The organism is [Clostridium] scindens, from assembly GCF_019597925.1.
Lineage (GTDB): Bacteria > Bacillota > Clostridia > Lachnospirales > Lachnospiraceae > Clostridium_AP.
Genome location: NZ_CP080442.1, coordinates 1,777,728 through 1,792,258 on the forward strand (window position 1 = coordinate 1,777,728; position 14,531 = coordinate 1,792,258).

Annotated in this window: 13 protein-coding genes and 1 tRNA gene; 13 read left to right on the plus strand and 1 reads right to left on the minus strand. The window is 49.0% G+C overall.

Translation table 11 applies throughout. The features are described from left to right. Positions 1-5: 5 nt before the first annotated feature. Entirely contained in the window at positions 6-1,853 is a 1,848-nt protein-coding gene (locus K0036_RS08560; RefSeq protein WP_173693226.1) for an ATP-dependent helicase, read from the plus strand. On the opposite strand, the gene K0036_RS08565 is transcribed toward K0036_RS08560, so the two are convergent. Next, a complete protein-coding gene (locus K0036_RS08565; protein ID WP_025643660.1) occupies positions 1,836-2,126 on the minus strand; it encodes a DUF1292 domain-containing protein in 291 nt (96 codons plus the stop codon). The genes K0036_RS08560 and K0036_RS08565 overlap by 18 nt on opposite strands. A 148-nt stretch (positions 2,127-2,274) precedes the next feature. On the opposite strand from K0036_RS08565, the gene K0036_RS08570 reads away from it, so the two are divergent. The 12 genes from K0036_RS08570 to K0036_RS08625 all read left to right on the plus strand — a co-directional run bounded on the left by K0036_RS08570 (position 2,275) and on the right by K0036_RS08625 (position 14,521). Further along, positions 2,275-3,285 (plus strand): sugar ABC transporter substrate-binding protein, encoded by a 1,011-nt coding sequence (locus K0036_RS08570; RefSeq protein ID WP_029467163.1) that lies wholly within the window; start codon positions 2,275-2,277, stop codon positions 3,283-3,285. Positions 3,286-3,314: 29 nt separating this feature from the next. Next, a complete protein-coding gene (locus tag K0036_RS08575) occupies positions 3,315-5,006 on the plus strand; it encodes an alpha-amylase family glycosyl hydrolase (RefSeq protein ID WP_025643659.1) in 1,692 nt (563 codons plus the stop codon). A gap of 5 nt (positions 5,007-5,011) precedes the next feature. Further along, the gene (locus K0036_RS08580; protein ID WP_227036263.1) at positions 5,012-5,686 is read left to right on the plus strand and encodes a TraX family protein; all 675 of its coding nucleotides are present in this window, start codon (positions 5,012-5,014) and stop codon (positions 5,684-5,686) included. A gap of 23 nt (positions 5,687-5,709) precedes the next feature. Continuing rightward, positions 5,710-6,246 carry a DUF5662 family protein gene (locus tag K0036_RS08585; protein WP_220431156.1) on the plus strand — a complete coding sequence of 179 codons (537 nt, stop codon included), beginning with the start codon at positions 5,710-5,712 and terminating at the stop codon, positions 6,244-6,246. Between the two features lie 65 nt (positions 6,247-6,311). Next, positions 6,312-6,396, plus strand: a tRNA-Leu gene (locus K0036_RS08590). Between the two features lie 151 nt (positions 6,397-6,547). Beyond that, positions 6,548-7,138, plus strand: a complete 591-nt coding sequence (locus K0036_RS08595; protein ID WP_220431157.1) for a hypothetical protein — start codon at positions 6,548-6,550, stop codon at positions 7,136-7,138. Positions 7,139-7,247: 109 nt separating this feature from the next. After that, positions 7,248-8,774 (plus strand): polyphosphate:AMP phosphotransferase, encoded by a 1,527-nt coding sequence (gene pap, locus K0036_RS08600; RefSeq protein ID WP_220431158.1) that lies wholly within the window; start codon positions 7,248-7,250, stop codon positions 8,772-8,774. Between the two features lie 3 nt (positions 8,775-8,777). Beyond that, on the plus strand, positions 8,778-9,800 hold the full coding sequence (locus tag K0036_RS08605) for a DUF2804 domain-containing protein (protein WP_220431159.1): 1,023 nt from the start codon (positions 8,778-8,780) through the stop codon (positions 9,798-9,800). Positions 9,801-9,823: 23 nt separating this feature from the next. Next, complete coding sequence (locus K0036_RS08610; RefSeq protein ID WP_173693228.1) at positions 9,824-10,831, plus strand: deoxyguanosinetriphosphate triphosphohydrolase; 1,008 nt, start codon at positions 9,824-9,826, stop codon at positions 10,829-10,831. A 47-nt stretch (positions 10,832-10,878) separates the two neighbouring features. Beyond that, a complete protein-coding gene (gene dnaG, locus K0036_RS08615; RefSeq protein WP_220431160.1) occupies positions 10,879-12,654 on the plus strand; it encodes a DNA primase in 1,776 nt (591 codons plus the stop codon). Between the two features lie 39 nt (positions 12,655-12,693). Continuing rightward, positions 12,694-13,809, plus strand: a complete 1,116-nt coding sequence (gene rpoD / locus K0036_RS08620; protein ID WP_004606297.1) for an RNA polymerase sigma factor RpoD — start codon at positions 12,694-12,696, stop codon at positions 13,807-13,809. 13 nt (positions 13,810-13,822) lie between these two features. Further along, positions 13,823-14,521, plus strand: coding sequence for a tRNA (adenine(22)-N(1))-methyltransferase (locus K0036_RS08625; RefSeq protein ID WP_220431161.1), 699 nt, complete (start codon positions 13,823-13,825; stop codon positions 14,519-14,521). The last annotated feature ends 10 nt before the right edge of the window (positions 14,522-14,531 follow it).

Consider the following 14,531-nt stretch of genomic DNA (forward strand, 5'->3'; position numbering starts at 1 on the left):
AATCTATGAGTTTAAATCATGCTCAGGCAGAGGCAGTCGCCCACAAGGAAGGACCTTGCATGGTCCTCGCCGGTCCCGGTTCCGGGAAAACTCTTACCATAGCAAAGAGAATTGAATACCTGATAAGAAAGTACAAGGTAAGGCCAGAAGAAATTCTGGTCATTACCTTTACTAAGTATGCGGCAAAGGAGATGAAGGAGCGTACCAGGAGGCTTCTTGGCGAGGAAGCGCAGCCAGTTACCTTCGGTACCTTCCATGGCATCTATTATGGCATACTGAAATGGGCATATAGCCTGAATCAGGCAAATCTGCTGACGGAAGAGGAAAAATACGGCCTGATCAGGCAGGCTGCGGCGAAGATAGAGTGGGAAGAACTGGAAGATGCCAGTGAAGAAAAAGAAAATCTACAGGATCTGGCTATAGAGATTGGCAATGTAAAGAACAACTGCCTGGATATTAAGACCTATGAATCCATACGATTCGGGGCAGGACCGTTCCGGGAATTATACCAGGCCTATGAAGAGGCGAAGCAAAGACTTCGCAAGCTAGACTTTGAAGACATGCTGCTGATGTGCAGGGACCTCTTTTTAAAAAGGCGGGATATCCTCGAAAAGTGGCAGCAAAAGTTCCGCTATATATTGGTGGATGAATTCCAGGATGTGAACCAGGCCCAGTATGACGTGATCCGCATGCTTGCGGCGCCGGAAGACAATCTGTTTATCGTAGGGGATGATGACCAGTCCATCTATGGGTTCCGGGGGGCAAAGCCAGGCATTATGATGGAGTTTGCAAATGATTATCCGAATGCCAGACAGATTCTTCTGAATGTGAATTACCGGTCCAGCGCTCACATTGTCAATGGCGCGCTGCGGGTAATCGGACATAATAAGACCAGGTTTGACAAGGAGATCGCAGCCAAGCAGAAGGCCGGAGAAACTATCCATGTACAAGAAGTAAAAGATCCGGTAGAAGAAAGCAGATATGTGCTGGAGCGGATACAGGAATATCAAAGCCAGGGAATCCCATATAGCCAGATGGCCGTGCTGTACCGTACCAGCCTGGATGCCAGGATGCTGTCAGAGACTTTGATGGAGTATCAGGTTCCATTTACGATGAAAGAGCACTTGAATAATATCTACGAGCATTTTATCGGAACGGATATCAGCAGTTATTTTCATCTGGCTAAGGGAGAGCAGGAACGCAAATATTTCCTTCAGATCGCCAACCGCCCTAACCGGTATATCGGACGTGACAGCATGAGCGAAAGCAAGGTCACTTATGAGACTCTGCGGAATTTTTACTGTGACAAGGCGTGGATGCAGAACCGCATTGACCAGCTGGAGTGGGATATGAAGATGATCTGTAATAAGACGCCATATGCGGCCATCCAGTATATCCGAAAAAGTATGGGATATGACGAATACCTGCGTGAATACGCCGCGTATCGGCAGGTGCAGCCGGAAGAGCTGATGGCAGTCCTGGAAGAGATCCAGCAGAATTCCAAAGAGTATCAGAGTATTGACGAATGGTTCGAGCACGTGGAAAGATACAAGGAAATGCTGGCAGAGCAGGCAAGAAAATCCCGCAGCCAGGAAGGGGAAGGCGTGGCGCTGATGACCATGCATGGCGTAAAAGGGCTGGAATACGACACGGTTTTCATCATACAGGGAAATGAAGGAAGCATTCCGTATAAGAAGGCAAAGTCGACGGATGACATCGAAGAAGAGAGAAGGCTGTTCTATGTGGCTATGACGCGGGCCAAGAGAAAGCTTATCATAAGTTATGTAAAAGAAAAAAACGGGAAAAGCCTAAGCCCTTCCCGCTTTGTAAACGAACTATTCATCGTCGCCTGATTCTTCGAATTCCTGGGTATCCATCCATTCGTCGAAAGCATCGGCAGCGATCTCATATTCATCGTCATCTTCGATATTCTCAAGTTCAGGCTCGCCGTCGGCATCTTCCGTATAGCGGTAAAGATATACGTCTCCGTCCTCGGTCTCCCCGTCTTCATTCAGAGGAAGGAGGGCGATATATTCCTTGCCGCCTGCCTCAAATAAAGTGAGGATCGCGCATTCAACGACTTCATCGTTATCAAGTGTCAGTTCCACGGTCATGTATTCGTCCATAGTAGTACTCTCCTTTGCATAATAATACTTTAACTGTACCAAAGGAACCTGCAAAAAGCAAGGGGAAATGAAAAGAGTAGCCAAAACAGTAAAAATGTTGTAAAATGTACCTGTGCGTGTAAAACAATGCATAAGGAGGAAGACTATTATGATGAAAAAGAGAATGTTAGGAGTATTGGCTTTAATGCTCGTATGCATTTTCGCTTTGTCTGGATGTAAAAAGAACGTGGGTACCCCGGAGGATAATGCGGTGAAGGAAGACTCGCAGGATGGCGAAGATGCAGAAGAGGAAGAAGATACATATTCATTTGGCTTTTCAGCCATAGACATGGAGAATCCATATTTTATTACCCTGGAGGCTGCAACAAGGGAAGCGATCGAGAAGGAAGGATACCGGATGATCACCAAGGATCCGGCAACAGATCCAGACTTGCAGGCGGCGCAGATCCAGGAGATGATTGATGAGGGGATCGACGCGATCTTCCTGTGCCCGGTGGACTGGGAGGCGATCACGCCGTCCCTGAAGGCGCTTAAGGACGCGGATGTGAAGATCATCAACGTGGATGCCCAGGTAAAAGAGATGGAATATGTGGACGCCTACATTGGCTCCGACAATCAGAACGCAGGCTATATCTGCGGCGAGGATCTGATCGAGAAGGCCCCGGATGGAGGGAAGGTGGCAATCCTTGAATGCCCGACCCAGAATTCCATCAATGACAGGATTACCGGGTTTGAAGAAGCCATATCCAAAGCAGAGAAGGGCTTTGAGGTAGTGGCAAGAGAAGATACCAAGGGAGAGTTTGACAAGGCTCTGGAAGCAGCCAAATCAATTCTTGCAGAATATCCGGATGTGACCGCCATCATGTGCGGCAATGACCAGCTGGCGGTAGCCGCCAAGACAGCGGTGAACCTGGCGGGACTTGACAAAGTGATGATCTATGGGGTGGACGGCTCCCCGGATATTAAGAAGGAACTGAAGAAGCCGGAAACCCAGATTGCGGGAACAGCGGCGCAATCGCCGATTAATATTGGAAAGAAAGCCTCTGAGGTTGCCATCAGCATATTGGATGGGGATGACTATGAGAAGGAGACTTATGAAGAAGTATTCATGATCAATAAAGACAATGTGGACATGTATGGAACCGACGGATGGCAATAATCATAAACGGACGACAGGAAGGATTAGGCATGAAAGAGATAGAGGGGCGGCCCTTGCCGTTAGGCGTTACAATTTCAGAAGATGAGGTGAATTTTTCCGTGGCTGTGCCGGAGGGAAAAGAATGCCGGCTATTGCTGTACCGGGCAGGGGAGAGCGAGCCTTGCGCGGCCTATCCGATGGATATGGCTGTAGGGGAAGTGCGTTATCTTGCCCTTAAGGGGCTTGCGCCATCCGATTATGAGTATAATTATATGATCGACGGAGAAGTCGTGGCAGATCCCTATGCGAAAGCGCTTGCAGGCAGGGAAGTGTGGGGCAGGAAAAGAGAGATGCAGAACCACGAAGTCCGCGGGATCCTCTATGCCAGGGAATATGACTGGGAGGGAGACAGGCCCCTGAGGCTTCCATACCACAGAGTGATTGCCTACAGCCTGCATGTGCGTGGGTTTACAAAGCATTTTTCTTCCCAGGTAAAGAATAAAGGAACATTTCTCGGCGTAGTAGAAAAGATTCCTTATCTTACAGAACTGGGGATTAACCAGATTCATCTGATGCCGGTATATGATTTTGAAGAATGCCTGCAGTACAGGAATTACTGGGGATACGGGGATGCCTACTGTTTTGCGCCAAAGGCGTCGTATTCCGCATCCGGCGATGCTGTCCGGGAATTGAAGGATATGGTGAAGGCCTGCCATAAGGCAGGAATAGAAGTCGTGCTTGAGATGCCTTTTACTGGGACAGTCCCCAAACAGATGATCGAAGAATGCCTGCGGTATTACATGATGGAATACCATGTGGACGGATTCATCCTGAACCCTGTGGTTGCGCCCATGGAAGGGATTTACGCAGATCCGGTTCTAAAAAAGACCAAGATCATGGTCCATCAGCTGGGCTTCCAGACCGTCATGCGCCGTTTCCTAAAAGGGGACGAGGGCATGGTGCCGGAGGTCATGCATTGGCTTCGGCATAATTCCAGAGAGGAAGGAATATTTAATTATATAGCGAACCATAATGGCTTCACCTTGTGCGACCTGGTTTCCTACGATGGCAAGCACAACGAAGCCAATGGAGAGAATAACCAGGACGGGCCGGACTATAATTTCAGCTGGAATTGCGGGGCAGAAGGGCCTACAAGAAAAAAAGGCGTTCTGGAACTGCGCGACAGGCAGATGAAGAACGCGTTCGCCCTTGTGCTGCTGGCTCAGGGGACGCCCTGCATTCTGGCAGGCGATGAATTTGCCAATTCCCAGAAGGGGAACAATAACGTCTATTGCCAGGATAATCTGACGGGATGGCTGGACTGGCGGAAACTGGAACGGGAAGAGGAACTTTTTGCTTTTGTCAAAGGGCTGATCGCCATCCGCAAAGGATATCCGGTTTTCTGCCCGGAGGAAGAACTTCGGGGAATGGATCAGACCTGCTGCGGCGTGCCTGATGTGTCTTATCATGGGGAAAATGCCTGGCAGGCGCCGTCGGAGGTATCCAGCCGCCAGCTGGGCGTGTACTATAGCGGCGCAGTTCTTGAAGGAGAAGATTGCTTTGTGGCCTACAATATGCATTGGCTGAAGCATACATTTGCCTTGCCCGCGCTGCCAAAAGGAAAGAAATGGTATCAGATTGCCTCCACAGAAGATGGAATTCTTAAGAAAGCGGAATTGCTTAAAAATCAAAGAAGCGTAGAACTGGACGAACGGACAGTAATGATGCTCGCAGGCAGGTAAGGGACATGGCTAATAGCACGGAAGGCATGAATTGGAAGGCTGGAATTACTTCATATCAGTTAAAATGGATTGCCATCGTGACGATGGTCATTGATCATATGGGGGCAATCCTGTATCCTACAGAGATGGCGTTCCGATATATAGGGAGGATTTCCTTTCCCATATTCTGCTTTCTGCTGATAGAAGGGTTCTTCCATACCCGCAATATCTTCAAGTATATGGCAAGGCTGGGCGCATTTGCGCTCATATCGGAGATTCCTTACGATCTGGCTTTTAAGGGAAAAGTATTGGAATTCACGCATCAGAACGTATTCTTTACGCTTTTTCTGGGAGTGCTTATGATGTATGTCCTGGAAAAAGGCGGAGAATGGCCGCAGAAGGCTGTTGAGGTCCTGCTGGTCATGTGGCTGGCGGAGATGCTCCATACCGACTATGGATTCAGGGGAATCCTGCTGGCATTCATATTCTACAAGCTGCGGAACTTCCGATGGACGAAACTTGGATGCGGGGCGGCCTGGAATCTGATCTGGAATCGAAGCCTACAGGGATATGGCGCATTTGCCATGATCCCGATCGCATTATATAATGGAAGCCGGGGCAGGAAGATGAAGTATTTCTTCTATATTTTTTATCCGGCCCATCTTTTGATTTTGTTTGTTATTAGCAGATATATAGGATAACAGGGAAAGAAAAAGGAGTAAGTATGAAAGTTTGGCAGCATTTGCGCACGATTAATCATCATAAATCACTGGTCATGAAGCATTGCTTTAAAGTTGGGCTTTATAAACAAGGACTGCTTCATGACATGTCGAAGTATTCGCCCACAGAATTTCTGGTGGGATGCAAGTATTATCAAGGAACCAGGAGCCCGAATAACGCCGAGAGGGAGGCGACAGGCTATTCCAAAGCCTGGCTGCATCACAAGGGAAGGAACAAGCATCATTATGAGTACTGGATTGATTATAGCGTCGATCCGGGAGAAGGCATTGTGGGTCAGAAGATGCCCATAAAATATGTAATCGAGATGTTCATGGACCGGGTGGCAGCATCTAAGACTTATCAGGGCAGTAATTATACCGACCGGCAGCCGCTGGAGTATTATGAAAAAGGAGCAGCCAAGCTTGGCAAGATGATACACCCGGAGACAGCAGCATTGCTTCATTTTTTATTGAAGATGCTGGCGGAGGAAGGAGAGGATAAAACCTTCCGGTATATCCGGAGAAAAATTTTAAAAAAATGAAATTATTTATTGACATTTTAGGCCCTATATAGTAATATATTCTTCGGACGGTTCAAGCGTCACTTGCGGAAGTGTCGGAACTGGCAGACGAGCAAGACTAAGGATCTTGTGAGCAATGCGCTCGTGTGGGTTCAAGTCCCATCTTCCGCAGTTAACACCCCTAATTTACTGGATTTCCGGTAGATTAGGGGATTTTTGTATTTCATTTTGCATTTCTCTGGCCACCGCCGGCCATTCTTTTAAAGTTCCTTTTCGCCATAATCCGCATATATTGTAATAAAACGATTGGTGGTAACATGTTATGAATAATGATCCTCGTGGTATTATGATCCAGCAGGGAAACACGATGCGGATAAATAATGGCTTTGTGGAAGACGTATCCTGTTTTAATAATGCGAGAGGGCAAATCCTTGTTTCTTATGCCGTGCGGGAAAGAAACAATATAACTTCCATCCAGGATATCCAGCTGAATATTAACAGAGGCACTGTGATCCTGAATTCTTTCGGGCAGCGTATGTGCCTGTGCTGCATTCAGGCAGGATCCTGGGTAAATGCTACATTTTCCGCACGTATGACAAGAAGCATTCCGCCTCAGGCAAATGCGTTCCTGGTTACTGTACTAAGAAGCCCCAGGCCTTCGTCCTCGGTTACAATAGGCAGGATTATAATGATTGATTTTGACAATAACTTTCTGATTACGGAAGATCCCGACAACAGTGACAATCAGATGAAGTTTATCATTACAAATACGACTTCATTTACCAGCCGTTTTGGGGCGCCGATCAGATTCAGCTCGCTCTGGCCAGGCCAAATGGTTCGCATCACCCACGCAAACTTCCAGACACCAAGTATTCCGCCTCAGACTACGGCATTTAATGTCCAGTTAATATAAGATGAAGACGAATAATTCTGTATTTAATTAAAAATACTCAATTTATTGCGTATATGGTGTATAATGGGCATAAGAATCAGAAAACCTAAAGAGCAGGGAGGGAATGCCTATGCTGGAGAAACTGGATTTAACGAAGACGCTTAGCAAGTCGGAGTATAAAGAGAAGATTATGGAACTGGAGCCGAAGATCGGGAAACTCCAAAGGGAATGCAAGGACCTGGGGATTCCGGTCATGATAGCATTTGAGGGATATGACGCAGCCGGCAAGGGCGTTCAGATCGGAGAATTGATAAAGGCTCTGGATCCAAGAGGATTCGAAGTACATGCGGTTAAGAAGGAGACGGAGGAAGAGCAGATGCATCCATTCCTCTGGAGATTCTGGACTAAGATGCCGCCAAAGGGACGGATTGCCATATATGACAGCAGCTGGTACCGCAAAGTGCTGATTGACCGGTTTGACAAAAAGACCAAGAAGAAAGAAGTGGCGGATGCTTACCGGTCTATCTGCTCTTTCGAAGAACAGCTGACGGATGATGGAATGGTAATCATAAAGATATTCCTGGCGATCGACAAAAAGGAGCAGAAAAAACGTTTTGAAAAACTTTTAAGTTCCAAGGAGACGTCCTGGCGCGTAAGCGAGGGCGACTTGAAGCGTAATAAGGAGTTTGACGAGTATGAGGCGATCAATGAAGAGATGCTGATGCGCACGGACACGGAGCATGCGCCCTGTAACATCGTGGAAGCGGTCGACCGCAGGTTTGCCACGGCTAAGATCTATGCGATTGTCGCCCAGACGCTGGCCGGGAAGGTAGAGGAAGTAAGAAGAAAGGAACGCCTGGGGCAGTTTAAGGAAGAGGAGAGTACGGAACCAGAAAAGGAGACGGTACAGGATAAGAAACTGACCGAATCCATTCTTGCCAAGGCGGACTTAAGCCTGTCCTATTCCAAAGAAGAATATCGGAAGCGGCTGGAGCAGCTGCAGAAGAAGATGGAGAAGCTTCACGGAGAACTGTACCGCAGGAGGATTCCGGTGGTGCTGGGATTTGAAGGATGGGATGCAGGCGGCAAAGGCGGCGCCATCAAGCGGCTGACAGAAAAGATGGATCCGAGAGGCTATGTAGTGCATCCCACAGCCTCCCCAAATGATATCGAAAGGGCTCATCATTATCTGTGGAGATTCTGGGTGGATATGCCAAAAGCCGGGCATATTACCATATTTGACCGGACCTGGTACGGCAGGGTCATGGTAGAGCGGATTGAAGGATTCTGTACGAAGCAGGAGTGGCAGCGTGCCTACAAAGAGATCAATGATATGGAGCATGATCTGGCAAGCGCAGGCGCGATCGTCTTAAAATTCTGGATGCAGATAGATAAAGACGAGCAGGAGAGAAGGTTTCGGGCAAGGCAGGAGAACCCGGATAAGCAGTGGAAGATTACGGACGAAGACTGGCGTAACAGAGAAAAATGGGACCAGTACGAGGAGGCGGTCAATGAGATGCTGATCCGTACTTCTACGCCGGACGCGCCTTGGATCGTGGTAGAAGGAAACTGCAAATACTATGCCAGGATCAAGGTGCTTCAGACGGTGGTTGACGCGATAGAGGCCAGATTAAAGGAAGAGAAGAAAAAGAGGTAGGCTATGAGAAATCATGAGGTGACCAGAAGACAGGATCTGCTAAAAGCGGACGGCTCCTTAAGGGAGCCGGGATGGTCCAGGCAGCTGGTGCAAAGATATGACCGAAGCCAGATAAAGGCACCAAGATTCCGCATTAAGGAGTGGGATTATTATCTGGTGCTCAATGAAGAATTTGCCGGGGCATTTACCATATCGGATGACGGGTATATCGGTCTTCAGTCCGTATCGCTTCTGAACTTTAAAGAAGGATGGGAGCATACGGAGACCATATTGAACCCGTTTCCCATGGGACGGTTTGGCCTTCCGGCTACTTCTGAGGAGGGCAATACCGTCTACAGCGACAAACGGCTGAAGATGAGTTTCACAGTAGAAGATGGATCCAGGCAGATCCAGTGCGAGTTCCTGGATTTCTACAAAGGGAAGCCGTTCACCTGCGATATCAGGCTGGAACAGCCGAAGATGGACACTATGGTGATTGCCACGCCATGGAAGGAAAAGAAGACGGCCTTCTATTATAATCAGAAGATTAACTGCATGAGGGCTTCGGGCTATATGGAATATGATGGTACAAGATATACATTTTCCAGGGATACGGATTATGGGACGCTGGACTGGGGAAGAGGCGTTTGGACCTATGACAACCGCTGGTATTGGGGGTCAGGCAACGCCACGGTCGAGGGGAAGCCTTTCGGGTTCAATATCGGATATGGATTTGGCGATACCAGCGCTGCCAGCGAGAATATGTTATTTTATGATGGCGTCTGTCATAAACTGGATGATATCACCTTCCATATCCCGAAAGATGATTATAGGAAGCCCTGGAAGTTTACATCCAGCGACGGTCGTTTTGAGATGGACTTTTTGCCGGTGCTTGACCGGGCAGCGAAGACGTCGGCGCTTGTCATCGTGACAGACCAGCATCAGGTATTTGGCAAGATGAGCGGGAGGGCGGTCCTGGATGATGGAAGGGTAATTGAAGTCAGGGATTTGATGTGTTTTGCGGAAGATGTACATAACAGGTATTAGGAGACGGATGGGAGAGCAGTCCAATGACGATCAGGGAACAGTTAGAACTTAGGGAGATTGAATATTTGAGTCCTTATGCAACGCTAAGCAAGGATTCAAGAGGAAGAGACCGCGCGGAAGAAGAATGCGATATCCGTCCCGTCTTCCAGAGGGACCGGGACCGGATCCTCCACTGCAAGGCGTTTCGCCGGCTGAAGCAGAAGACGCAGGTATTCCTTCTTCCCAAAGGGGATCATTACAGGACCAGGCTGACCCATACGCTGGAGGTATCCCAGAACGCCAGGACCATAGCCAAGGCTCTTCGTCTCAATGAAGATCTGGTGGAGGCGATCGCGCTGGGGCATGATCTGGGGCATACGCCTTTCGGCCATGCGGGAGAACGGGCGCTTGACGAGGTATGCCCGCTGGGGTTCCAGCATAACGAGCAGAGCGTAAGGGTGGTGGAACGTCTGGAAAAGCAGGGCGAGGGACTGAACCTGACCTGGGAAGTGCGTGACGGAATCCTGAATCATAAATCCGCGGGTACGCCGCATACGCTGGAAGGACAGATCGTCCGCCTGTCGGATAAGATTGCCTATATCAACCATGATATTGACGACGCGATCCGGGGAGGCGTGCTCAAAGAGGAAGATATTCCGAAACCATATAGGGAGATTCTTGGAAATTCTACCAGAGTCCGCCTGGATACGATGATCCATAATGTGATCATCAACAGCATGGACCAGCCGGAGATCCGGATGTCTCCGGAAGTGGAGCGGGCTACCATGGACCTTCGCGCCTTCATGTTTGAAAATGTGTATAAGAATCCGGTGGCTAAAGGCGAGGAAGAGAAGGCCATTAACATGGTGACCAATCTTTATGATTATTACCGGAGGCATATCCAGCTGCTTCCGGATCAGTTCCTTGAAATGCTGGAGGAAGAAGGGGGTACGCCGGAGCGGATTGTCTGTGATTATATTGCGGGAATGACGGATACATACGCGATCAAGAAGTTCGAGGAATATTTTATTCCGGAATCTTGGAAAATTTAAAGGAAATCAAGTACTTTTGTCGAATATTATATATGAGGGTGTAAATTATGTATTATTCCGATGAAGTAATTGAAGAAGTAAGATCAAGAAATGATATTGTAGATGTAATCTCTGGCTATGTGAAACTTCAGAAAAAGGGAAGTTCTTATTTTGGACTCTGTCCATTCCATAATGAGAAGTCTCCCTCTTTTTCTGTGAGCCAGCAGAAGCAGATGTATTACTGTTTTGGCTGTGGGGCCGGCGGCAATGTATTCACATTCCTGATGGAGTATGAGAATTATTCCTTCGTAGAAGCGCTTAAGTATCTGGCGGACAGAGCAGGCGTGGAACTTCCGGAGCAAGAATACTCAAAAGAAGCAAAGGCCCGTGCGGACACCAAGGCTATCTTGCTGGAGATCAACAAGGCAGCCGCGCAGTATTTTTACGCACAGCTAAAAGGCAGCCAGGGCGCCCAGGCGCTCTCCTATCTTAAGAACCGGGAACTTGGGGATGACACCATCAAGGCGTTTGGCCTAGGATATGCCAACAAGTACAGCAATGACCTCTACAAATATCTTCGTTCCAAAGGATATCAGGATGAGATGATCGCAAAGGCCGGACTGATTACCGTAGATGAAAGGCAGGGGGCTTACGACAAGTTCTGGAACCGGGTCATGTTCCCGATCATGGATGCCAACAGCCGCGTCATAGGCTTTGGCGGCCGTGTTATGGGAGATGGAAAGCCCAAATACCTGAACTCGCCGGAGACCATGATATTCGACAAGAGCCGTAACCTCTACGGACTGAACCGGGCGAGGAGTACCAAGAAGTCCTATTTCCTTCTCTGTGAAGGATATATGGATGTGATATCCCTTCACCAGGCGGGATTCACCAATGCGGTCGCTTCCCTGGGAACGGCGCTTACGCCGGGACATGCATCGCTGATCAAGCGGTATGTGCAGGAAGTCTATCTTACATATGACAGCGACGAAGCCGGCACCAAGGCAGCGCTTCGGGCTATCCCGATACTGAGGGATGTGGGCATCACAGCCAGGATCATTCGGATGGAGCCCTATAAAGATCCGGATGAGTTTATCAAGAATCTGGGAGCCGAGGCTTTTGAAGAGCGGATCGGCAAGGCGAGGAATGGATTCATGTTCAGTCTGGAGATTTTGGAGAAGAATTATGACATGCATTCTCCGGAAGGTAAGACTGATTTCATGAAAGAAGTCGCCAGGCGGCTTGCACAATTCGATGAAGAGATTGAGCGCGGCAACTATATAGAGGCGGTGGCTGGCGCTTATCATGTAGGGTTCGAAGACCTGCGCAAGTTGGTGGGCAGGATGGCGATCCAGACAGGACTGGCCAAGCCAGTGGAGAGGCCGAAGAGCACCCAGGGCAAGAAGAAGGAGAAGGAAGATGGGATTCTCAAGTCCCAGAAGATACTGCTGACCTGGCTTACATCAGATGAGGCGGTATTCCGCCAGATTGAGAAGTATATCACGCCTGCGGATTTTTCAGAAGGAATCTACAGGACGGTGGCACAGCTGCTCTATGAGCAGTACGAGAAGCATGACGTGAACCCGGCAAGGATCATGAATCATTTTACGGATGAAGAAGAACACCGCGAGGTAGCCAGCCTGTTCCACACAAAGATCAAGGAACTGACGACGGCAAAAGAGCAGGAAAAGGCATTGCAGGAAACGGTTATCCGGATTAAGAATCATAGTATAGAAGAGGCGACTAAGAAGCTGGACCCCACGGATATCAAGGGTCTTCAGCAGTTGATGAATGCAAAAAGGGAACTACAGGACCTTCAAAAACTGCATATTTCTATTAATTAAGGATAAAATATAAACAAGCAATGAGAGGATGGACGCTACATGGAAGAAAACACAGTGAAATTCGAGGAGAAATTAAAAGAACTGGTATCTCTTGGAAAAAAGAAGAAAAGTATTCTGGAATTACAGGAAATCAATGATTTCTTCTCGGATATGGAACTTGAGGCCGAGCAGATGGAGAGAGTGTTCGAACATCTGGAGTCCAATAACATTGATGTCCTGCGGATCAGCGGCGACGAGGATGATGATATCGACGATGTGGATATCGTCATTGCGGAAGAAGACGATGTGGACATGGAAAAGATCGACTTGAGCGTGCCGGATGGCATCAGCATTGAGGATCCAGTCCGCATGTACCTGAAAGAGATTGGAAAGGTTCCGCTTCTGACCGCAGAAGAAGAAGTGGATCTTGCGAAACGGATGGCTGACGGCGATGAAGAGGCCAAGAAGCGTCTGGCAGAGGCCAATCTGCGTCTGGTTGTCAGCATTGCGAAGCGTTATGTTGGGCGCGGCATGCTGTTTCTGGACCTGATTCAGGAAGGCAATCTGGGCCTGATCAAGGCGGTTGAAAAGTTTGACTATCATAAGGGATTTAAGTTCAGCACATATGCCACATGGTGGATCCGCCAGGCCATCACAAGAGCGATTGCAGACCAGGCAAGGACGATTCGGATTCCGGTCCATATGGTGGAGACGATCAACAAGCTGATCCGCGTGTCCAGACAATTATTGCAGGAACTAGGACGCGAGCCTACGCCGGAAGAGATTGCGGCGCAGCTGGACATGCCGGTTGAGAGGGTCCGGGAGATTCTGAAGATTTCCCAGGAGCCGGTATCTTTGGAGACGCCTATCGGCGAGGAAGAAGACAGTCATCTGGGAGACTTCATACAGGACGACAATGTGCCAGTGCCAGCGGAAGCGGCTGCACAGACACTGTTAAAGGAGCAGCTGGATGAGGTTCTGGACACATTGACGGAAAGAGAGCAGAAGGTATTGCGGCTGCGGTTCGGAATGAATGACGGGCGCGCCCGTACCCTGGAAGAGGTTGGAAAGGAATTCGACGTAACCCGCGAGCGTATCCGCCAGATTGAGGCGAAGGCGCTGCGCAAGCTCAGACACCCCAGCCGTAGTAGAAAATTGAGAGATTATCTGGATTAAGAAAGAGGCGCCTATGGAACTATCAAAAAGACTTACCAAAGTTGCAAGTCTTGTGACAGAGGGCGCCTCTGTTGCAGATATTGGAACGGATCACGGCTATATTCCCATCTATCTGATCGAGAACAATATAGCCGCAAGGGCGATTGCCCTGGATATCAATAAAGGGCCTCTGGAGAGGGCCAGAATGCATATTGTGGGCCACGGGCTGAAAGGACAGATCGAGACCCGGCTGTCTGACGGGCTTAAGGAAGTGGAGCCTGGAGAAGTGGACACGATGATTGCCGCCGGGATGGGAGGCGGCCTGGTTATCAAGATACTAAGAGAGGGAAAGCCGGTGGTGGATACGCTTAAGTCCTGCATCCTGCAGCCCCAGTCAGAGATACATAGAGTCCGCCGTTACGTGGCGGAGAACCAGATGAAGATCGTGGCTGAGGATATGGTGGAAGAGGATGGCAAGTTCTACCCTATAATGAAAGTAGAGCATGGAAGCAGTGCGCCTTATACGGAGTGCGAATACCTGTATGGCAAATGCCTGCTGGAAGGGAAGCATCCGGTGCTTAAGAAGTACCTGGACCGGGAGATGGGCATCCGGGAAAGCATCTTTGGCCAGCTGAGCAGGCGAAAAGGCAGCGAAAGCGCTGCCAGGCGTATGGAAGAGGTACGCGAGGAGATCGTGATGCTTCGGGAGGCGCTGGAGTATTTTGACAGATAAGGCACAGGAA